Below are 22220 nucleotides of genomic sequence, written 5' to 3'. Positions count from 1 at the left end.
TCTCACGTCGCAGCCCGGTCCTGCCAGCGGATAAAGTTTGAACTGCATCACGCTTCTGCGGGCTTGAACGCGATAAACGCCGCCTATCGCACCATTAAACCAATCAATTAGACAACTTTTGCTGTCAGTCGCACACTTCCTCACAACAGAAGTCATATTCTGATAACAATTCATAAACAATAAGCCTGCAACGACTATGAAATTTAAACGTAAAATTCAGCCTTATCGTGCCGCTGCTGGCGGCTGGGGTTCTTTGGAAGCAACCACCCGTTTCGTCCTTGATAGTAAAGCTGCGCTGAAAAACATGCGCAATTTGATGCGCATGAACAAAGCGCGTGGCTTTGACTGCCCGGGTTGTGCATGGGGTGATGACAACAAGAGCACCTTCAGCTTCTGTGAGAACGGCGCGAAAGCCGTGACCTGGGAAGCGACTCGCCGCGTGGTGGAGCCCGAGTTTTTCGCTCAGCACAGCGTGAGCACCCTGTATCAACAGAGCGACTATTTCCTTGAGTATCAGGGACGCCTGACGCATCCGATGCGCTATAACAGCGCCACCGATCACTATGAACCGATCAGCTGGGATGATGCGTTGGCGATGATTGCCCGTCACCTCAAGGCGATGGACCATCCCGACCAGATGGAGCTTTACACTTCCGGTCGCGCCAGTAACGAAGCCTCATGGCTCTATCAGCTGTTCGGCCGCGTGATGGGCACCAATAACTTCCCTGACTGTTCAAACATGTGCCACGAAGCCAGCGGCACCGGCTTGAAGCGCAGCATCGGCGTCGGTAAAGGCACCATCCGCCTGGATGATTTTGACCACGCTGATGCGATTTTCGTTATCGGTCAGAATCCGGGGACTAACCATCCACGTATGCTGCACAGCCTGCGCCACGCGGCCGATCACGGTGCGAAAATCGTTACCTTTAATACCTTGCGCGAGCGTGGGCTGGAACGTTTTGCCGACCCGCAGAAACCACTGGAAGTCGTCACCTCCATGGCGGGAACCATTAGTTCTGCCTATTATCAGCCCAATCTTGGCGGTGACATGGCAGCGATTCGCGGCATGGTGAAAACTCTGCTGGAAGTGCAACGCAAGCGTTTAGCTGCGGGTGAACCGGGCATCTTCGATCAAGAATTTATCGACGCCAACACCCATGGCATTGAGAGCTATCTGGCTGCCGTGGATAACACGCGCTGGGACGATATCGTGCGTCAATCCGGCCTGAGCGAAGCGCAGATTCGGGAAGCGGCCGCGATCTACCAAAGTGCTGAGCGTGTCATCATTACCTGGGCGATGGGCGTGACTCAGCATAAACACTCCGTTGATACGGTGCGTGAGATAACCAACCTGCAACTGCTGTTTGGACAGCTGGGTAAAAAAGGCGCTGGCCTGTGTCCGGTGCGCGGCCACAGTAACGTGCAGGGGAACCGCACCATGGGGATCGATGAGAAACCCAATAAGCCGTTCCTTGATGCCTTAGGCGCGCATTTCGGCTTCGAACCGCCGCGTGAACACGGTCATAACACCGTTGAAGCGCTGGGCGCGATGCTGCGTGATGAAGTAAAAGTGTTAATCGCTCTGGGCGGCAACCTTGCGGCTGCCGCACCCGATTCCCCGGTGACGGAGGAAGCGCTTCAGCATTGCGGTCTGACCGTGCACATCAGCACAAAACTCAATCGCAGCCATCTGGTGCCGGGCCACGAAGGTTTGATTCTGCCGACGCTCGGCCGTACTGAGCGCGATCGTCAGGCCAGCGGTAACCAGTTCATCACCGTTGAAGACTCTTTCAGCATGGTGCACGCCTCAGAAGGTGTGGGTATTCCTCTGGCAGACACCCAGCGCTCCGAAACCGCGATTGTGGCCGGTATTGCACACGCCACGCTGGGTAGCGACAAGATTGACTGGCTGGGCATGGCCGATGATTACAACGTGATCCGTGATCACATTGGCGCCACCATTCCTGGCTTTGCTGACTTCAATAACAAGTGTAATATTCCGGGTGGATTCTACCTGGGTAGCGCAGCAGCGGAGTTGCGTTTTAATACACCAAGCAAACGGGCGGAGTTCAGCGCGGCAGCCTTGCCAACCTCGCTGTTCCCACAGCTGGGCAGCGAAGTGGAGGTGCCGTTCACGTTGCAAACCCTGCGTTCGCATGACCAGTACAACACCACCATTTACGGCCTCGATGACCGTTATCGTGGTGTGTATGGTCAGCGTGAAGTGGTGTTTATCCACCCGGATGACATGGCATCACTCGGCTTCAGTGAAGGCCAATTGGTGGATATCGAAACACTGTGGAATGATGGCCTGACGCGTCGTGTGAGTGGCTTTAAGCTGGTGCCGTATAACATTCCGCGCGGTAATCTCGCGGCCTATTATCCGGAAACCAACCCGCTGGTGCCGCTCTCCAGCTATGGTGACGGCAGCGGGACGCCGACCTCGAAATCGGTGCCGGTAAAACTGGCGTTAACCGCCGCTGAACCGACCCAACGTATTGCCTGAGTCGTCAGCGTTATCAGAAGGTAAAAAGCCGCGTAATGCGGCTTTTTAGCCTGTTTTGGCCTTGCCGCGCGCCCCTGATTCGCGTAAAACTGTCCACCGCTCTTAGGCCACGAAACTAAATACATTATGTTCCAGGATAACCCGCTGCTCGCGCAGCTTAAAGAGAAGCTTCACGCGCAAACTCCGCGCGCCGAAGGTGTTGTGAAAGGCACGGAAAAAGGCTTTGGCTTCCTCGAAGTCGATGCCCAAAAAAGCTACTTCATTCCCCCTCCGCAGATGAAAAAAGTGATGCACGGTGACCGTATTTCTGCGGTGATCCACACTGATAAAGATCGCGAGAGCGCCGAGCCGGAAACCCTGATTGAGCCGTTCCTGACCCGCTTTGTGGGCCGCGTGCAGAAGAAGGACGATCGTTTGTCGATTGTGCCTGACCATCCGCTGCTGAAAGAGGCGATCCAGTGCCGCACTGCCCGCGACGTCACCCATGATTTTCAGAATGGCGACTGGGCCGTGGCGGAAATGCGCCGCCATCCGCTGAAAGGCGATCGCGGATTCTATGCTGAACTGACCGAATTCATTGTCACTGCGGACGATCATCTTGCGCCGTGGTGGGTCACCCTGTCGCGCCATAATCTGGAGCGCGAAGCCCCGAACGTTGGCTTCGGCGAAATGCTGGATGAGCACCTGCAGCGCGAAGACCTTACCGCGCTGAACTTCGTCACCATCGATAGCGCCAGCACCGAAGATATGGATGATGCGCTGTATGTTGAAGAGCAGGCTGACGGCAATCTGCAGCTGACCATCGCGATTGCCGATCCGACCGCTTACGTTGCGGAAGGCAGCGAGCTGGATAAGCTGGCTTCAAAGCGCGCGTTCACCAACTATTTACCTGGCTTCAACATCCCTATGCTGCCGCGCGAACTGTCTGATGACATCTGTTCGCTGCGCCCAAATGTGCGTCGTCCAGCGCTGGCCTGTCGCGTGACGCTCACGGCAGACGGCAGCGTAACGGGTGAAGTGCATTTCTTTGCGGCCTGGATCGAATCTAAAGCCAAACTGGTCTATGACGAAGTGTCAGACTGGCTGGAAAACGCCGGTAGCTGGCAGCCAGAGAATGAGGCGATCGCCGGGCAGATTCGCTTGTTGCATCGTGTGTGTCTGGCGCGCAGCGAGTGGCGTCAAACTCACGCGCTGGTGTTCAAAGATCGCCCTGATTACCGCTTTGTGCTGGGTGAAAAAGGCGAAGTGCTGGATATCATTTCTGAGCCACGTCGCATCGCCAACCGCATCGTTGAAGAATCGATGATTCTGGCTAACGTCTGCGCGGCCAAAGTGCTGCAGGAGAAGCTGGGCTTCGGTATCTATAACCTGCACACCGGCTTCGATCTGGCAAACGCAGAGCAAGCTGCTGGCGTGCTGGCCGGTCACGGTATTACCGTGGATCCTCAGGCGATCACCACGCTGGAAGGTTTCCGCCAGCTGCGTCGTGAACTGGATGCCCAGCCAACGCAGTACCTCGACAGCCGCATTCGTCGCTTCCAGAGCTTCGCTGAAGTCGGCACCGAACCGGGTCCGCACTTTGGTCTGGGCCTCGAAGCCTATGCGACCTGGACATCGCCGATTCGTAAATTCGGCGATATGATCAACCATCGCCTGCTGAAAGCCATTGTGCGCGGCGACAGCATTGCCCGTCCAAAAGACGAGTTCACCGCCATTATGAGTGAGCGTCGTCGCCTGAACCGCATGGCCGAACGTGATGTGGGTGACTGGCTGTATGCGCGCTTCCTCGCGCCGTCTGCCGGGACCGATCGCAAATTCAGCGCCGAGATCATCGACGTGTCTCGTGGCGGTATGCGCGTACGTCTGCTGGAGAACGGCGCCGTTGCCTTTATCCCTGCCCCGTTCATCCACGCGGTGCGTGATGAACTGGTGTGCTCACAAGAGAGCGGCACCGTGCAGATCAAAGGCGAAGTCGCTTATCGCGTGACCGACATTATCGACGTGACCATCGCCGAAGTGCGTATGGAAACCCGTAGCGTGGTGGCGCGCCCGGCTGCCTGAGCATGAATATCTGCGGGATAACAGCCGTTATCCCGCATTTTTCCCCCTAAGTTTTATCTGTTGTTAAATTTGCCTTCCGCTTCACACTTCTGATTCGAATCCCTGTCGTTAACAATTCATTACATTACTTTTAACTTGTTGTATCCGATCGCCTATTTTCCCGGTCTCTACAAGGAGTTAACTCATGAACAACGTCAAAACCGGATTGATCTGGTTAGCGGTGGCGTTAATTGGTGCGGGTGCGTTTGCCATGCTGGCGCTCAGCCGTGGCGAACACGTCAACGCCGTCTGGCTGGTTATTGCATCCGTTGCCTGCTACAGCATTGCTTATCGCTTCTACAGCCTGTTTATCGCTGAACGTATTTTCGAACTGGATGATCGTCGCCGCACGCCTGCAGAACGGCTGAATGATGGTCTCGATTATGTGCCCACTAACAAATGGGTGCTGTTTGGCCACCACTTTGCGGCGATTGCTGGTGCAGGTCCGCTGGTTGGCCCAATCCTCGCGGCGCAAATGGGCTTTCTGCCTGGCACCATCTGGATTCTGGTCGGCGTGATGATGGCCGGTGCGGTGCAAGATTTCCTGATCCTGTTCATCTCCACGCGCCGCGATGGTCGCTCGCTCGGCGAAATGGCACGTCAGGAGCTGGGTTCGTTTGCGGGCGTGGTCACCATGCTCGGTGCGCTTGGCGTGATGATCATCATCCTGTCAGCGCTGGCGCTGGTGGTGGTGAAAGCGTTAGCCAACAGTCCGTGGGGACTGTTTACCATCGCCGCAACCATTCCAATCGCGCTGTTTATGGGCGTGTATATGCGCTATCTGCGCCCCGGCAAGATCGCTGAAGTGTCGATTATCGGCTTTGTGCTGATGATGGCGGCGATCATTTACGGTGGCGATGTGGCTGCCGATCCTTATTGGGGACCGCTCTTCACACTGAAAGGCACCGAACTGACCTGGGTGCTGGTGATCTATGGCTTCGTCGCCTCTTCGCTGCCGGTGTGGCTGCTGCTGGCTCCGCGTGATTACCTGTCAACTTTCCTGAAGATCGGCGTCATCATTGGTCTGGCAATTGGCATTGTGTTTGCGATGCCGGAACTAAAGATGCCGGCAGTGACCAAATTTATCGACGGTAGCGGTCCGGTGTTCTCGGGTGCGCTGTTCCCGTTCCTGTTTATCACTATCGCCTGTGGCGCCATCTCCGGTTTCCATGCGCTGGTCTCCAGTGGCACCACGCCAAAACTGGTGGAGCGTGAAAGTCATATCCGATTCATCGGCTATGGTGCGATGCTGATGGAATCCTTCGTGGCGATCATGGCGCTGATATGTGCCTCGGTGCTCGATCCGGGCGTCTATTTTGCGATGAACTCACCCGCAGCACTGATCGGTACCACCGTTGAGAGCGCTTCGCAAGTGATTAACGGCTGGGGCTTTGTCGTGACGCCGGAGATGCTGAGCGGTATCGCGCGCGATGTGGGTGAAAGTACTGTCCTCTCGCGGGCAGGTGGCGCACCAACCTTCGCCGTGGGGATGGCGCACATCATCACCGAGGTATTTAACAGCCGGGTGATGATGGCGTTCTGGTATCACTTCGCCATCCTGTTTGAAGCGCTGTTTATCCTGACGGCGGTCGATGCCGGTACCCGCGCCTGTCGCTTTATGGTGCAGGATTTGGTTGGCACCGTGGTGCCCTCCATGGCCAACAACCGTTCCTGGCTGGGCAATATGGCGGGCACCACGGTGGCCGTAGCCGGATGGGGCTTCTTTGTCTACCAGGGTGTCGTCGATCCGCTGGGCGGCATCAATACCCTTTGGCCGCTGTTTGGCATTGGCAACCAGATGCTGGCCTCAATGGCGCTGATTCTCGGCACCGTGGTGCTGTTCAAAATGAAGAAACAGCGTTACGCGTGGGTGACGATTTTACCGACCGCCTGGCTGTTTGTGACCTCCATGACCGCCGGTTGGCAGAAGATTTTCCACGAGAAGCCCTCCATTGGCTTCCTTGCGCAAGCCAACAAGTTCCGTAAAGGAATTGATGAGGGGGTGATTATCGCCCCGGCGAAAACCGTGGCGGACATGCAAACCATCGTGTTTAGCAATCAAATTAACGCGGCCCTGTGTGGCTTCTTTATGCTGGTGGCCGTCACCATGTTGATTGCAGCGTTCTTTGTTATTCGCCGTGCCCTGGGCAGTCAGGTACCTACCACCCATGAGTCCGAAGTCTCCCTGCGTGAGGAGGTGCGGAATGTCTGAGTCCATTCATCGCTGGAAAAAACCGATTGGTGTCTGGCACATTCAGCATTGCTTACCGATCGCACCCCAGGCCACCGGGCAAACTCTTAATCGCTGGCAACAAATATGGCAGGGATTGAAGCAAAGTTTTCGCTTAATGGTTGGCGTTCACGACTATCAAACTTATCTGAAGCATATGCGTGAGCACCATCCCGGGCAAACGCCGATGGATGAGCGAGCCTTTCATCGCTACTGCCTTGAGGCCCGTTTTCCCAGCCAGGCAGGCAAGCTCGGCAAGTGTCCTTGCTGACATTTTTAAGCCCCGATTTTCGGGGCTTTTTCGTGCCATTCTTTAGTGAAAACAAAAATATATTTGGTTTGCATCTTGTGCTAACGCAGGAGGTTGAATACTGTTGCTAAAATAATGAGATACCGCCTGCTCAGCATTTCCCCGGAGGAAGTTTCCATGACCGATGAACAAGGGCAAACGTTGCTATACACCCTGTTTGGCACAACCAGCCCTCATTGGCGTTTAACTTCAGATAGCGATGCTTTGCATTTTGCCGAAGATGAGAATGCCAATACCAATTTGGCGGTTCCATTAACCCCCGCGCAGGCCAGTTTGCTGCGTGCGATGACGGTGATCACCTCCAGTATCAACCTGACCCTCTCCCTGCGCGGTGCGCCGGTGCCTATGCACTTTGTCGGCCGCAAGGTCAACCAATCAACATGGGCCGGCACCTCTTCTGCCTGGGGTGATACCTCCTCCGTAGCGCGTGATTTAACGCTGGGTTTATCCTTCGCTGAACAAGTGGTCTCCGAAGCAAATTCGGTGATTGTCATCCTCGATCAGCGTGGCAACATCCAGCGATTCAACCGCTTAAGCGAAGAGTACACCGGGCTCAAAGAGCAGGAAGTGATCGGCCGCAACGTGTTTCAGCTGTTTATGACCAAACAGGAAGCGCAGGCTTCGCGTCGCAACATTTCGGGCTTCTTTCGCGATGGCAACTCTTATGAAGTAGAGCGCTGGATCAAAACCAAAAAAGGCCAGCGACTGTTTCTGTTTCGTAATAAGTTTGTGCACAGTGGTAGTGGGAAAAATGAAATTTTCCTCATCTGTTCTGGAACCGACATCACAGAAGAGCGACGTGCTCAGGAACGCTTACGCGTCCTCGCAAATACTGATACGGTGACCGGTTTACCGAACCGCAATGCCATCCATCAACAGATTAGTCTGGCACTGGAATTAGCCAATGGCAGTCAAACTGGCGTGGTTTATCTCGATCTGGACAATTTTAAGAAGGTGAACGACGCCTACGGCCATATGTTTGGCGACCAACTGCTGCAAGCGGTCTCCCTCGCCATTCTCAGCTGTCTGGGCAAAGATCAGACGCTGGCCCGTCTTGGTGGGGATGAGTTCGTGGTACTGGCAGAACATACCAGCCAGGCTGCGCTGGAAGCCATGGCATCACGTATTCTTGAGCGCCTGCGTCAACCCTTCCGCGTCGGTTTGATCGAAGTCTACAGCGGCTGCTCGATTGGTATCGCCCTGGCCCCGCTGCACGGCGAGGATCGGGAAAGTCTGATTCGCAACGCCGATACCGCGATGTATCACGCCAAAGAGAATGGGCGCGGTAAATTCTGCGTGTTCGCTAACGAGATGAATCAGCGTGTTTTCGAATATCTCTGGCTTGATACCAACCTGCGTAAAGCGCTCGAGCTGGAGCATCTGGTGGTGTACTACCAGCCCAAATTAGATCGTGACGGCGAAGTGCGCAGCGCAGAAGCATTGGTGCGCTGGAATTCCGTCGAGCGCGGTCTGGTGCCGCCTGGCGACTTTATCTCGTATGCTGAAGAATCGGGCCTCATCGTGCCGCTCGGCCGCTGGGTGATGCTGAACGTTCTGCAACAAATTATTCAGTGGCGCAGCGAGGGAATTTACCTGCGCGTTGCCGTTAATGTTTCGGCTAAACAATTGATTGACCAAAGTATCTATACCGATTTAAAGCAGGCGCTGAGCGAAGCCGGCCTCACGGATTGTCCCATTGATATCGAGCTCACCGAAAGCTGCCTGATTGAGAACGAAGCCGGTGCACTCACGCTGATGAAGCAGTTCCAGGAACTGGGGGCTCAGGTTCATCTTGATGACTTTGGTACAGGTTATTCCTCGCTTTCCCAGTTAGCTCGCGTGCCCATTGATGCAATCAAACTGGATCAAAGTTTCGTACGTAACATCAACAAACAACCGGTGGCGCAATCTTTGGTCCGTGCCATTGTCGCCGTGGCCAAAACCCTCGATCTGCAAGTCATTGCGGAAGGGATTGAAACCAAAGCTGAGGAGAAGTTTGTGATGACCAACGGTGTCGATGGGCGTCAGGGTTATCTTTATGCAAAACCAATGCCCGCAGAACAGCTCGGGCATTGGCTGGCTAAGCATCCTGCCCGCGTTTAACGCTGCTCTCGATTATCCGGCTTTGCGCAGGGATGCGCTATGACGGTTCTGTAGTTGCACCAGTCGTTCCATGTAAGCAATGTCTTTAGGCTCCAGTGTAAAGGCGTAATCCACCCAATCTTCCGTAATATCCATCAGCTCGGCTCGCGAGAGTTGCAGTACGCGCTGGCGCGCTTTCAACATGGCACGCACACCATTCAGCTTCGGACGTAGCGTATCGATAAAGGTACGCGTAGTACGGTAAGCATCGCCTGGCTGGAAGACTTTATCTACCAGACCGCGCGTCTCATACCACTCTGCGCTATGTGATTCCCCTTCACAGATCAGCTCTTCGGCCAGCTTCATGCCGGAACGCCGTGCCACCAGTGAATAGCCGCCCATGCCAGGGAACAGATTGAACGCGATCTCCGGGAACCCCATCCGTGCAGAGTTCTGCGCCAGAATGAAGTGATGGGCCAGCGCGGCTTCAAAGCCACCACCCAATGCACTCCCTTCAATCATCGCCAGCGTCACCGCTCCGGTATCAAAACCCCGCGCTGCCGAATGGATGCAATCCACGCAGGCACGCGCATAGGCCCGCAGCGCTTCACGACGGTTGTTACGAATGCACTCTACAAAGAAACGTAAATCGCCACCGGCGTTGAACATCTGCGGCACCAGCGAACCCGTCACCCAAAAATCAATCGGCAAACCCGAACGCTGAGCGGCATAGCTCAGATTCATGATCTCCTCGATTAATTCGTGGTTGAAACTGGGGCGCGGTTGGGCACGCAGCATCATCCACATGGTGTGTCGACCCTCTTCATAGTAGGCCGCCAGCTGGGTGGTTTGTCCGACTTCGGTAAACAATCTGCAAGTTGGTTGGTTAATTACTGTCATAGTCTCATCCTCTAGTTATGTGATGCGTTAAACGCAACATCAGCGTAATCCAGAGTGAGGCCAGACCAAATGAGAGATTGATTTATAAAGTAAAATCCAGAGATATCCCCGACCATGGGGTCGGGGAAAGATAAGCAGGCTTACTTGATGGCAGCGCGCTGTCCTACCGCCACATGAAAACGCTTAACGCGTTTTGAATAGACGGCGGTGATAATCGGTACTAATACAGAAGTCACAATAACGGATGTCGCCACCAGTGCGGTGGCTGCGGGAGCGACCGGTTTAAACTGTGGCAGCATCTCGGCAATCAGCACCGGCGTCGCCACTGCCGCGCCTGCGGTGCTGGATGCTGCGATCCCAGCCGTGCCATCACCACCACCAATTAATCGGTCGGCAATAATGAGTGGGATACCGGTGATGATGATGACGGCAACACCGAGCAATACGCCCAATAAACCGGTTTGTGCGATCACCGCCAAATCGATGGTGTTACCCAAAGCGAAGGCAAAGAACGGGATTAAGGTATGTACGGCTTTGCCAAAGAATTCGCGCAATTCCGGGTCAAGATTGCCAAGCGCGAAACCGACAATAAAGGGCAACACCGCGCCAACAAACACGTGTGGCTCAAACGAAGCAATGCCTGCGGTCCCCAGGATCACCATGGTCATCAGCGGACCCGATTCCAGCGACATCAGCACAAACGCGCCTGCTTCTTCTTTTGAACCGTATTGCTGCATGATGGAGGCATAAAGGCCGCCATTGGTCATGTCCATCGCAGCAACCAAAGCTAGCGTGGATAAACCAGCAAACATACCGACTTCTACGCCATTTTCCGGCATCATGCGGGATGCCACGGCAGCCACTACCCAGGCAACGGCGATTTTGGTTAATACCAGGGTGCCGGATTTACGCAGCACGGTTCCGGTTGCGCTGAGTTTGATCGATGCCCCCATGCAGAAAAACCATACCGCCAGAATCGGCACAGTGCCCGTCATCAGGCCGTTAGTAAAAGAGCCAAAGTATTTTCCTGCGCCGGGTGAAAACGTGTGGCAAAGCGCGCCCAAAAACAGCGGGATTAACATCATACCGCCTGGAATCTTATCGATTGCACGTTTGATATGCATAGTTGTGTCACCTTTACTGAGCCAGAAGGAGGTACGTTATCGTTCGCCGGATGGCATGGCAGGCAAGATAACCACTGGCAGTCAGGGAAAAAGTGATCGAATCGATATTAATGAAACGGTGTTTTATTTTTATAGATTTGACATTTCTTTTTTATGATATGCATCGCCATACCAGTGCTAAATAGCAAAAAATTAAGGCGCCCTCTGGCGCCTCAATGAAGTTTCAATGTTCAATTCTGCCCGTACCATGCATTCTTGCCATGCTTACGCAGATAATGCAGATCGAGTAAATTCTGCGAAATCGGAGGCAATTCGCTGCGCAGTTGTTCGGTGTGAAGTGCCATGTAAGCCACTTCTTCCAGCACCACCGCACTGTGCACAGCTGCATCCGCGTCTTTACCCCAGGCAAAGGGGCCGTGCGAGTTGACCAGCGCAGCAGGAATGTCGGCGGGTTTAATGCGGCGTTGCGCAAAGCTTTCGATAATCACCTGCCCGGTGTTCCATTCATACTCTTGCTGTATCTCCTCACGCTTCATCGCACGCGTACAGGGAATGGTGCCGTAGAAATCATCCGCATGTGTTGTACCCAGAGCCAAAATGTCGCGTCCGGCCTGCGCCCAAATCGTGGCGTGGCGCGAGTGAGTATGCACAATGCCGCCAATCTCTGGCCAGGCAAGATACAGCGCGCGATGGGTGGCCGTATCGGATGACGGACGTAGCGCCCCTTCCACCACTTTGCCGCTGGCTAACTCCACCACCACCATATCGTCACGCTGCATTTTCTCGTATTTCACGCCCGAAGGTTTGATCACCAGCAGACCATGGTCGCGGTCAATGGCGCTAACGTTGCCCCAGGTGAAAGTGACCAGGTTATAGCGCGGTAAGTCAAGGTTGGCTTCCAGCACCTGCTGCTTGAGCAATTCCAGCATGATTATTTCTCCTGCGAACTGTGATAGCTGAATTGTGCTGAACAAGCAGAGAAAACGTTATGGATCGAATCGCTGTAAAAGCAGCGGAAAGTCGCTGAGACCGAAGAAGTGTGGCGTAAATTAAGAATTTTCTATCCTGGAGGAATTTAGCTTTGCTTCAGCTGGCTAAAGTCAGGAGCGGTACGGTTTCCACCGGTTAGTTCGCCCATTAAAGCGCTGTACGCGGGCATCAAAGTGAACAATGAATGACACGCAGGGATGACGTACTTCGTTGCGCAACATCTATACTTACAAGGTTGCCTCTGTACATACAATCAAGGAGAAAGAGATGACGACAACAATGAAACGTATGACCGTTGCGGTATTAGCTGCCACCCTGGTTGTTGCCTTGAGTGGTTGTTCGAACTGGTCAAAACGCGACCGTAACACCGCCATCGGGGCGGGGGCGGGTGCAATCGGTGGTTCTGTCCTGACTAACGGAAGTGCACTGGGTACAGTGGGTGGTGCAGCCGTTGGCGGTATTATCGGCCATCAGGTTTCTAAATAACGATAAAGATTCAGGCTACGCAGCGCATCTACAGCATCACGGGCCGCACAGTGTGCGGCCCGTTTTTATTAACCACCGGCTAATTTAACCTTCATGCCTTTGGCTTCAAGTAGTGCTTTCAAGAGATCACGTTTATCGCCTTGAATCTCGATCACGCCATCTTTGAGTGACCCACCACAACCACATTTTTTCTTCAGTTCTACTGCCAGCTTGTTGAGCGCATCGTCATCCAAATCGATACCGGTAATCAGGCAGACGCCTTTGCCTTTACGGCCGCTGGTCTGGCGTTGAATGCGCACTATGCCGTCCCCTTGCGGGCGCGGCGCTTTTTCTTCTTCCTGTGCGATTCGGCCAGTTTCAGTGGAGTAAACCAGTCGGTTGTCCTGAGCCATTAGGCCTCCTGTAAACTTTGCAGGATATTGTGCAGCGTTGCAGCCGGATCATTGGATTGGGTGATCGGACGCCCAATCACCATGTAATCCACGCCAGCCAGTTTTGCCTGCTGTGGCGTCATGATACGGCGTTGATCGCCCGCATCACTGCCTGCCGGACGAATACCTGGGGTCACCAGTGCGAAATCCTGACCTAACACCTGTTTAAAGTGCTCAGCTTCCTGAGCGGAACAGACCACGCCATCCAGGCCACACTCACGCGTCAGGCGAGCCAGACGTTCCGCCTGCTGAGCGGGAGAAAGCGTAATGCCGAGACCTCTGAGATCGTCTTCATCCATGCTGGTTAATACGGTTACCGCAATCAACAATGGCGCATCTTTGCCAAAAGGCAGCAGCGCTTCACGAGCCGCATTCATCATCCGCGCCCCGCCACTGGCGTGAACATTAACCATCCACACACCGAGATCGGCAGCCGCGGCTACCGCGTGCGCGGTTGTATTCGGAATATCATGAAACTTCAGATCGAGAAAAACGTCAAAACCACGCGACTGCAGTGTTTTCACCAGTGACGGGCCAAATAGCGTAAACATCTCTTTGCCGACTTTCAGGCGGCACTGGCTCGGGTCAATGCGGTCCACAAACTGCAGTGCGCTGTCGAGATTTTGATAGTCGAGCGCCACCAGAATCGGTGAAGTGGTTACAGGCATAACGTTTCCTCAAAGGCAGGCACCCGCGGGCGCAATGGACAAACGGCAAGCATTCTACCCGTGCATGCCCTTCCCGACAATCTCACAGCGCGCTTTAAACCGATGATCGACCGAAGGCTGCACAGTGCCACGACTCTCTCTAAGAATTCAAGATCATAGTATGTTGTAACTATCATGCGGTTATAATAAAAAAACGGCCGTTACTGGCCGTCAAGTCCGCGGATTGGTTTCACAGAAGACCATGCGCGGCAGGATGGGCAATGCCAATAAAGCGCATGCGCGGTAAATCCGCACTTTTGGCAGCGGTAGCGTGGTTTGGTGCGAATCTGTTCGCCCACCATATCGCGCAGCACCATCAGGCTCTCTTTGGCACGACCGTCTTCTGCTTCATGCAGGTGGAAATCCATCAAGCGATGGAACACGCGCATGGTCGGATGGCGCTGTAACTGGCGATTAATGTATAACTGCGCCGCTTCAGGCCCCTGCTGCTGTTCGAGGATATCAGAGAGGTAAAGTTCAGCGGCCGCGCCGGTATTCTCCTCAACGCAGCGTTGTAAAAATTGCGCCCAATCTTCAGGCTGATTCAGTCGCTGATAGCAGGTTTCGAGCATCGATAAGGTTTCGCTCACCAGCTCTTTATCTTGATCCAGTACGCGCTGCAGACGGGCCGTTGCTTTAGCGTATTCGCCCTGCTCCATAAAGATGCGGCCCATCATAATGGAAACGCGCGCGCTTTGGTGATCGGCCGATTCACCCTTTTTCAGTAAGCTCATGGCGCGATCAAGATCGTCACTGCTCAACGCCTGAAGCGCAAGCTCGCAGTAGAAATGGGCAATTTCGCCCTTGTGCTTCTCTTTGCCGAGCTTGACCAATCTTTCCGCCACTTCGATGGCTTTCTGCCAGTCACTGGTTGCCTGATGAATCTGTATCAGCTGTTGCAGCGCACCGATACGGAAGTCGGTTTCATCAATAAGCTGGCTAAACATGTCCTCGGCGCGATCGTAAAACCCGGCGGCCATGTAATCGCGTCCCAGTTGCTGGATAGCCAACAGGCGCTGTTCATAGCTCAGGGAAGCGCTTTCCATCAGGGATTGGTGGATGCGAATGGCGCGATCAACTTCGCCGCGTGAACGGAACAGATTGCCGAGCGTCAGGTGAGCTTCAACTGTGCCGCTGTCCTCCTTCAGCATATCCAGAAAGAGATCGACAGCTTTGTCCTGTTGATTGGAAAGCAGGAAGTTTACGCCGGCAACGTACTCACGTGACAGACGATTGGCTTCCTGTTGCTTATCCTGATGTGCACTGCGACGGCCCATATACCAGCCATACGCCGCAGCAACAGGGAGAAGCAAAAACAGCAATTCAAGCATCGAAACTTAATCCCGACGACCAGCAGTAGAAGAATTTGTCACAGCCGTTGATTGTTCGTTCTGCGCCTGCATGCGTTTCAGCTTGCGCTGCGCGTGAGCGAGAGAAACACGTATCCGCAACCAGAAAAGACCGCAAATTGCCCATCCAAGCAGGAATCCGGCACCAAACAGGCTCGCCAGCAATGTGGAGATGCGGAATTCACCCTGCGCCAGCAGATAGTTAAAAGTGACGATTTGGTCGTTATGCGCTCCAAGCGTGACGGAGATGATAAAAATGACCAAAACCACGAGAAAAATCAGCAAATATTTCACAATGCGTCCTGTCGTGAGGTTATCCAGTAGAAGTATGCCAAAAAAGTGCCGCCGATGCTGCTTATCAGCACATCACTTAGCGCATTTTCCGTAAGCGCAATCAATCATATGGGGGCGCGCGCAGAAATTACAATCCATCATCACGCTGCTTAATCTCCTGCTGCTCTTCGCGCGGCACCGTAAGCGGGCCACAAAAACGCTGCGCCAGCCATGTGGCAACCGTAACCAGCAGCCAGGAAATCAGGGTGGCCACCACCAAATCGCGCGGCCAATGCATACCCAGCAGTAAACGACTGCCCATGACCATGGTAGCCCAGGAAAACAGCACGACCACGGTCACGATGTGGCGCCTTGGCCAGAGTAAGCCAATCACCAGCAGCGCCCAACTGGCAGCAAACATGGTATGTCCGGAAGGAAAGGCAAAGCCGGTTTCAAACGCCCAGTGTTTTTTTAGCCATTGCGGCAACTGAGTGTCGTTAGCCACTAAAGTCGACACCAACTGACTGCGCCCCTGACGGTTTTGCTGATAAAACGCCCCTTCATCAATACCGTAACTCTTCTCCAGCCAAACCACATAGGGACGGGGTTCCTGCACCTGCTCTTTAATGAAAGATTTGGTGTACTGGCCAGCAAGAATAGCGCCGTTCATGAAGAGGATCAGTAAAATGGCGGGTTTAAGCCGGAAGCGTAAGCACCATAAAACCCAGGCGCTGAGGATAACGCTGGTCAAAATGCCCCATGGGCTGGTGACGGTTTCGGTCATCCAAAAGAGTACCCGTAAAAACGCGCTACTCTCACCTGGCTGCCATTGCCAGCCAGAGAGCCAGACAGCAACTGGCATGATTAATAACAAAAGCATTCCCAGGGTGGTGCGCTGCGCAATTTTTAACATCCGTTTCCTTTTAGATCCGCTGATATTCGCGTGGCTGGCATAACTTTAGCTGAAAAAAGAATAACATACCCGTTGCAGCTTAGATAATTGTGCTTTATCACTACAATAACTCTGACTGATTAACGGCCCGGGTACAGGTTGTGGCACAATATTGTCAGTTTTGTCGGGCCAATCGGGCCCGTGCGTTGTCATGATGATAGCGCATCCTCTGAAGGTTCTGGAGAGTCACATGCAGCTTAAACGGGTAGCAGAAGCCAAACTGCCCACGCCATGGGGAGATTTCCTGATGGTTGGTTTTGAAGAACTGGCAACCGGCCAGGATCATGTCGCGCTGGTTTACGGTGATGTTAGCGATCACAATCCAGTGCTGGCCCGCGTTCACTCCGAGTGTCTTACCGGTGACGCACTGTTCAGCCTGCGCTGCGACTGTGGTTTTCAGCTGGAAGCGGCGCTCACCGCTATCGCTGAAGAAGGTCGTGGCGTGCTGTTATATCACCGTCAGGAAGGCCGTAATATCGGTCTGCTGAACAAGATCCGCGCCTATGCCCTGCAGGATAAAGGGTACGATACGGTGGAAGCGAATCATCAACTGGGATTTGCCGCTGATGAGCGTGATTTCACCCTGTGTGCCGATATGTTTAAACTGCTGGGCGTCAATGAAGTCCGCCTGCTGACGAACAATCCACGCAAAGTCGAGATTCTGAGCGAAGCGGGAATTAATATTGTTGAGCGCGTGCCATTAGTGGTCGGGCGCAACCCCAAAAATGCCCACTACCTTGATACCAAGGCGGAAAAAATGGGTCATCTGCTGCCAAAAGCGTAACGCAGAAAGCAAAAAGCCGGGAAATCTCCCGGCTTTTTCTTTAGTTCAGCATATTACGTATCACATAATGCAATATGCCGTCGTTCTGGTAATAGGTCAGCTCATTGCCGGTATCGATACGACACCGGGTTTCCAGCGTCTCTTTTTTACCATCGACGCGCGTCAGGGTGACATTCACAGTACAACCCGGTTTCAACTGGGAAAGGTTTTCGACATCAATAAACTCCTCCCCGGTTAATCCCAGTGTTTTGCGCGTGACGCCAGCAGGGAATTCCAGCGGCAGGATCCCCATGCCGATCAGGTTAGAGCGATGGATACGCTCGAACGACTCAGAAATAACCACGCGCACACCTTGTAAACGTGGGCCTTTCGCAGCCCAGTCGCGGCTGGAACCTGAGCCATACTCCTTCCCGGCGACCACTGCCAGTGGCACACCTTCGGACTGATACTTCATGGCAGCATCGTAGATCGCCAGCTGTTCATTGCTGGGGAAGTGTTTGGTGTATCCCCCTTCCACGCCCGGCACCATTTCATTACGAATACGAATGTTGGCAAAGGTCCCGCGCATCATCACTTCGTGGTTACCACGACGCGAACCGTAGGAGTTGAAATCGGTGCGCTCAACACCATGCGACAGCAAATAGCGTCCAGCAGGACTTTCCGCTTTGATGCTGCCCGCTGGCGAAATATGGTCGGTGGTGACAGAGTCACCCAGCATTGCCAGAATGCGCGCGCCTTTAATATCCTGGACAGGCTCCGGTGTTTTGCCCATATCGTCAAAGAACGGCGACAGGCGGATGTATGTCGATCCCTCATCCCAGTCATAAGTCGCGGCTTCACTGACTTTGATTTGCTGCCACTCAGGCGTACCGTCGAAGACCTCGGCGTATTCCTTATGGAACATATCACTGGTCACTTTCTGCACTGCGGCGGCGATCTCTTCTGGTGATGGCCAGATATCCTGCAGAAAGACATCCTTGCCCTGCCGGTCCTGCCCGATGGGATCGTTCTGCAGGTTGAGTTTCATGTTACCGGCAAGTGCATAAGCCACCACCAGCGGTGGCGACGCCAGCCAGTTAGTTTTCACCAGCGGATGGATGCGCCCTTCGAAGTTTCGGTTACCCGACAGCACAGCACCGACGGTCAGATCGCCCTCTTTAATCGCGCTTTCAATTTCATCTGGCAATGGGCCCGAGTTACCGATGCAGGTGGTACAACCATATCCCACCAAATTGAAACCTAATTCATCCAGATAAGGTGTCAGTTGAGCCACCGCGAGATAATCCGACACCACTTTTGATCCCGGTGCCAGCGAGGCTTTCACCCAGGGTTTGCGCATCAAGCCACGCTCAACCGCATTTTTCGCCAGCAGGCCCGCGGCCATCAAGACGCTGGGGTTGGACGTATTAGTACAAGAGGTAATGGCAGAAATGACCACCGCGCCATCTTCCAGCTGATAGCTATCGCCGGTCTCGCTGTCGCGATACGTGACGGTCTTGTGCGCTTTCTGCGCATGGTTAACTTCAAGTTCGTTGCTGGCATCAAAGGCGGCGGGTACATCACCTAAAGAGACGCGATCCTGCGGTCGTTTTGGACCGGCAAGACTGGATTCAACATCTGCCATATCCAGCGCCAGTGAGCTGGTAAACCGTGGTTCGTCGCCCGGATTTCGCCACATCCCTTGTTGCTTCGCATAAGCTTCAACCAGCTCGACTTGTTCTGCATCGCGCCCGGTCAGCGTCATGTAACTCAGCGTAATCTCATCGATGGGGAAGAAACCGCAGGTTGCACCATATTCCGGTGCCATATTGGCGATAGTTGCGCGATCGGCCAACGGCAAATCGGCCAGGCCATCACCGTAAAATTCCACGAACTTACCCACCACACCATGCTTGCGCAGCATTTGCGTCACAGTTAAAACTAAGTCGGTCGCGGTGATGCCGGGACGCAGTTTGCCGGTGAGTTTGAAACCGACAACGTCGGGGATTAACATAGAAACGGGTTGCCCTAACATAGCGGCTTCGGCTTCAATACCGCCAACACCCCAGCCTAATACGCCCAACGCGTTGATCATCGTGGTATGGGAATCTGTGCCGACTAAGGTATCAGGATAAGCGACCTCTTTGCCTTCTAGCGTTTCATGCCAGACGGATTTCCCCAGGTATTCCAGGTTAACCTGATGGCAGATACCGGTGCCGGGCGGCACTACGCGGAAACGATTAAACGCTTTTTGCCCCCAGCGCAGGAAAACGTAGCGTTCGTGGTTGCGCTCCATCTCCAGACGCACATTTTCTTCAAAAGCATCTTCATCACCAAAATGGTCAACGGTCACCGAGTGGTCAATTACTAAATCGACCGGTGATAAGGGGTTAACTTTGGCCACATCGCCGCCGAGGCGTTTTACCGCTTCACGCATCGCCGCCAAATCCACTACCGCTGGCACACCGGTAAAGTCTTGCATCAACACGCGTGCTGGGCGATAGGCAATTTCCCGATCGGCATGGGCATCTTTCTGCCAGCCAACCAATGCCTGAATATCTTCAGCCGTCACCGAATCCCCATCCTGCCAGCGCAGTAGGTTTTCCAGCAACACCTTCATGGATTTGGGTAAGCGATCGATATTGCCCAGTTGCTGGGCGGCTTTAGGCAGGCTGTAGTAGTGATATTTTTTTGCCCGAACGTCCAGCGTATCCTGACTTTGCTCCCGTAACGTTAACGACATAGCTCCTCCTTTAATGGGCCTCTCTTTTAAACCTCAATAACCGCAAGGTTTAGCTTAAAGATAGACCACATTTTCGTTAACGATTTGATAACAACACGAAATGACACATAAAGGCACAAACAAAAATGCCCCGACGTTTGTCGGGGCATTAATAAAAGTCAGTACAATTTGAGTTATTGGATTATATCATTGCCCACACGGCCGCAGCCCAAAATGCAATGGAAAAGGCATAAACGCCAAACCATGAAAAAGTCGTGGTATTCATTGAGTCGCTCCCTCCCGTATTCCGGGCAAAAAAAGTCCACCGTCTTCAGCGTTGTACTGATGACACCGTTTTTTTAGAGCTGAGTGTTAAAGGACGGGCTTTTAAAATGCCCACCGGATAATCCGGTAAAGAGAGGAATAGATGTCTATATATAGAACAAAACGCAGACTGCGTTATTTCGACTTCGGATCCATGAAAGATTCGATAAAGTTACGCTGGTTGTCACTCAGTTCCCACGACGCAGGAATCGCCACAGGCTGTTCAGCGCTCTTGACTTCTTTCGCTTTGCACGTTGACGTGTTCGGCTGACGCGCAGAAACCGGAGACTTACGGCTGAGTGTATTTGCCCACATGGCTTAACCCCACATACGCCAGATCATCAATGCCACCACTACCCAGAACAGTGCTGAAGCAGCGAAGACGGTCAACCAAGCCTTGCGACGCACGTTACCAGAGCGCTCAACCTTGGCAGTTTTAGTACGAAAATCTTGTTGTACAGTCAGTCTAGTATTCATAGTTTTTGATAATCACTCTCAATAAAACGATTGTTGATAACGATTAAGATTTAGGACGAATCCTAAACTTGTTAAGTCCGAAAATCCAGTTATTTTTATTGAGCACAACGATTAACACTATTTATCAAAACCCAAAAGATTGATGAGATAAATTTAATTACTGATCAAGCTATTCATCTAATACATACATTGTAAATTTGGGTTAAAACAAATTTAGTACCATTCTAAATTTGAGTTTAATTTAAAGAGCCCCACGAAAAGGCCTTTCTCATCAGTTGATAACTGGAGTATGGGAATATTCCTGGCGGTCCGCAAAGCGGCAGCGTCAATTTTGTGTACTGTTTCTCATTTAATGACTAACAATGAAAAAACATGTGATCGATGTTTCATTTACAAAAAAATAATGAAGTTTTTTGAGAATCTTGTGGCGCTAACCAGAGAGAATTTCACAAGATGCCCACTGGACACCTCGTGAATATAATGAGTTAGGGGATTATTTGAAAGGTAACTTGATATCGCGGAACATCGCTTCGATATCTTCATTAGAACGTAATGCGACCGCGGCATCCACGACATCACGCGTCAAATGCGGTGCGAAACGTTGAATAAAATCATACATATAGCTTCGCAGGAATGTGCTGCGCCTAAAGCCAATTTTGGTTGTACTATTGGTAAAAATTTCTGATGCTTCGATTCGCACCAAATCCGGATCGGAAACCGGATCCACTGCCATACTGGCAATCACCCCTACCCCTAAGCCCAGACGCACATACGTTTTGATCACATCAGCGTCGGTGGCCGTAAAGACAATACGCGGCGTTAATCCTGCACGGTTAAATGCGGTATCCAGCTCTGAACGGCCGGTGAAGCCAAAGGTGTAGGTCACGAGCGGGAAATCAGCCAGCTCTTCAATCGTCACATTCGATTTGCCTGCTAGCGGATGGTCTGGCGTCACGACAATGGCGCGGTTCCAGTGATAGCACGGCAACATAATCAGGTCGTCGTAAAGATGCAGCGCTTCGGTCGCGATCGCAAAGTCAGCATTGCCCTTCGACACGGCTTCAGCAATTTGCGTTGGCGATCCCTGATGCATATGCAGCGATACGCGTGGGTAACGCTCGATGAAGCCTTTAATCACGCCAGGCAAGGCATAACGCGCCTGAGTATGCGTGGTCGCCACATACAGCGAGCCTTTGTCGGGCCAGGTATGTTCACCCGCGACAGATTTAATCGCATCGACCTTCGATAACACTTCACGTGCTATCCGGATGATCTCTTCACCCGCAGGCGTCACCTGAGTGAGATGTTTCCCGCTACGCGCAAAAATCTGCACGCCGAGTTCATCTTCCAGCATACGCACTTGCTTACTGATACCCGGTTGTGAGGTATAGAGACCTTCAGCGGTGGAGGAGACGTTGAGGTTGTGATTGACCACTTCGACGATGTAACGCAACTGCTGCAATTTCATAGTTATATCTTCCCGGTAGCGACAGA

Annotated in this window: 19 protein-coding genes; 7 read left to right on the top strand and 12 right to left on the bottom strand. The window is 53.1% G+C overall.

Going from position 1 to position 22220, the window contains the following annotated elements; translation table 11 throughout:
• Window positions 1–196 precede the first annotated feature (196 nt).
• The 5 genes from JK231_RS09895 to pdeR all read left to right on the top strand — a co-directional run bounded on the left by JK231_RS09895 (window position 197) and on the right by pdeR (window position 9249).
• A complete protein-coding gene (locus JK231_RS09895; protein WP_211728452.1) occupies window positions 197–2506 on the top strand; it encodes an FdhF/YdeP family oxidoreductase in 2310 nt (769 codons plus the stop codon).
• Window positions 2507–2632: 126 nt separating this feature from the next.
• Window positions 2633–4567: an exoribonuclease II gene (locus JK231_RS09890; RefSeq protein WP_160833599.1), complete on the top strand. Its 1935-nt coding sequence runs from the start codon at window positions 2633–2635 to the stop codon at window positions 4565–4567.
• Between the two features lie 184 nt (window positions 4568–4751).
• Window positions 4752–6818, top strand: coding sequence for a carbon starvation CstA family protein (locus JK231_RS09885; protein WP_211728451.1), 2067 nt, complete (start codon window positions 4752–4754; stop codon window positions 6816–6818).
• The gene (locus JK231_RS09880) at window positions 6811–7107 is read left to right on the top strand and encodes a CstA-like transporter-associated (seleno)protein (RefSeq protein ID WP_058959794.1); all 297 of its coding nucleotides are present in this window, start codon (window positions 6811–6813) and stop codon (window positions 7105–7107) included. The genes JK231_RS09885 and JK231_RS09880 overlap by 8 nt, the downstream gene beginning before the upstream one ends.
• Before the next feature lie 156 nt (window positions 7108–7263).
• Window positions 7264–9249 carry a cyclic di-GMP phosphodiesterase gene (pdeR, locus tag JK231_RS09875; protein ID WP_034821445.1) on the top strand — a complete coding sequence of 662 codons (1986 nt, stop codon included), beginning with the start codon at window positions 7264–7266 and terminating at the stop codon, window positions 9247–9249.
• A 12-nt stretch (window positions 9250–9261) separates the two neighbouring features.
• Here pdeR and JK231_RS09870 read toward each other — a convergent pair whose 3' ends face one another.
• From JK231_RS09870 to araD, 3 genes are all read right to left on the bottom strand, one after another.
• The gene (locus JK231_RS09870) at window positions 9262–10128 is read right to left on the bottom strand and encodes a crotonase/enoyl-CoA hydratase family protein (RefSeq protein WP_034821448.1); all 867 of its coding nucleotides are present in this window, start codon (window positions 10126–10128) and stop codon (window positions 9262–9264) included.
• A gap of 140 nt (window positions 10129–10268) precedes the next feature.
• Window positions 10269–11252: a 2-keto-3-deoxygluconate transporter gene (kdgT, locus tag JK231_RS09865; RefSeq protein WP_211728450.1), complete on the bottom strand. Its 984-nt coding sequence runs from the start codon at window positions 11250–11252 to the stop codon at window positions 10269–10271.
• Between the two features lie 230 nt (window positions 11253–11482).
• Complete coding sequence (gene araD, locus JK231_RS09860) at window positions 11483–12181, bottom strand: L-ribulose-5-phosphate 4-epimerase (RefSeq protein WP_211728449.1); 699 nt, start codon at window positions 12179–12181, stop codon at window positions 11483–11485.
• A gap of 328 nt (window positions 12182–12509) precedes the next feature.
• On the opposite strand from araD, the gene osmB reads away from it, so the two are divergent.
• On the top strand, window positions 12510–12728 hold the full coding sequence (gene osmB, locus JK231_RS09855; protein ID WP_034821457.1) for an osmotically-inducible lipoprotein OsmB: 219 nt from the start codon (window positions 12510–12512) through the stop codon (window positions 12726–12728).
• A gap of 68 nt (window positions 12729–12796) precedes the next feature.
• Here the strand turns inward: osmB and yciH are convergent, their stop codons facing one another.
• The 5 genes from yciH to pgpB all read right to left on the bottom strand — a co-directional run bounded on the left by yciH (window position 12797) and on the right by pgpB (window position 16401).
• Entirely contained in the window at window positions 12797–13120 is a 324-nt protein-coding gene (gene yciH / locus JK231_RS09850; RefSeq protein ID WP_211728448.1) for a stress response translation initiation inhibitor YciH, read from the bottom strand.
• Window positions 13120–13827: an orotidine-5'-phosphate decarboxylase gene (pyrF, locus tag JK231_RS09845; protein ID WP_211728447.1), complete on the bottom strand. Its 708-nt coding sequence runs from the start codon at window positions 13825–13827 to the stop codon at window positions 13120–13122. Before pyrF ends, yciH begins: the two co-directional genes overlap by 1 nt.
• 200 nt (window positions 13828–14027) lie before the next feature.
• Entirely contained in the window at window positions 14028–15197 is a 1170-nt protein-coding gene (gene lapB, locus JK231_RS09840; RefSeq protein ID WP_058959800.1) for a lipopolysaccharide assembly protein LapB, read from the bottom strand.
• Window positions 15198–15203: 6 nt separating this feature from the next.
• Window positions 15204–15509: a LapA family protein gene (locus JK231_RS09835; RefSeq protein ID WP_038646699.1), complete on the bottom strand. Its 306-nt coding sequence runs from the start codon at window positions 15507–15509 to the stop codon at window positions 15204–15206.
• A gap of 127 nt (window positions 15510–15636) precedes the next feature.
• Window positions 15637–16401, bottom strand: coding sequence for a phosphatidylglycerophosphatase B (gene pgpB / locus JK231_RS09830; protein WP_211728446.1), 765 nt, complete (start codon window positions 16399–16401; stop codon window positions 15637–15639).
• 229 nt (window positions 16402–16630) lie between these two features.
• On the opposite strand from pgpB, the gene ribA reads away from it, so the two are divergent.
• The gene (ribA, locus tag JK231_RS09825; RefSeq protein WP_034821474.1) at window positions 16631–17224 is read left to right on the top strand and encodes a GTP cyclohydrolase II; all 594 of its coding nucleotides are present in this window, start codon (window positions 16631–16633) and stop codon (window positions 17222–17224) included.
• 40 nt (window positions 17225–17264) lie between these two features.
• On the opposite strand, the gene acnA is transcribed toward ribA, so the two are convergent.
• From acnA to cysB, 4 genes are all read right to left on the bottom strand, one after another.
• Window positions 17265–19946 (bottom strand): aconitate hydratase AcnA, encoded by a 2682-nt coding sequence (acnA, locus tag JK231_RS09820; RefSeq protein WP_097117005.1) that lies wholly within the window; start codon window positions 19944–19946, stop codon window positions 17265–17267.
• Between the two features lie 438 nt (window positions 19947–20384).
• Window positions 20385–20564: a hypothetical protein gene (locus tag JK231_RS09815; protein ID WP_097117004.1), complete on the bottom strand. Its 180-nt coding sequence runs from the start codon at window positions 20562–20564 to the stop codon at window positions 20385–20387.
• A 3-nt stretch (window positions 20565–20567) separates the two neighbouring features.
• Window positions 20568–20726: a YmiA family putative membrane protein gene (locus JK231_RS09810; RefSeq protein ID WP_071845610.1), complete on the bottom strand. Its 159-nt coding sequence runs from the start codon at window positions 20724–20726 to the stop codon at window positions 20568–20570.
• A gap of 493 nt (window positions 20727–21219) precedes the next feature.
• Window positions 21220–22194: an HTH-type transcriptional regulator CysB gene (gene cysB, locus JK231_RS09805; RefSeq protein WP_034821485.1), complete on the bottom strand. Its 975-nt coding sequence runs from the start codon at window positions 22192–22194 to the stop codon at window positions 21220–21222.
• Window positions 22195–22220: the final 26 nt, after the last annotated feature.

The sequence above is a fragment of the Pantoea sp. JGM49 genome (genome assembly GCF_018257655.1).
Taxonomy (GTDB): domain Bacteria; phylum Pseudomonadota; class Gammaproteobacteria; order Enterobacterales; family Enterobacteriaceae; genus Pantoea; species Pantoea communis.
Note: the sequence above shows the minus strand (reverse complement) of the source record. Positions and strands in the feature narration are given on the sequence as shown.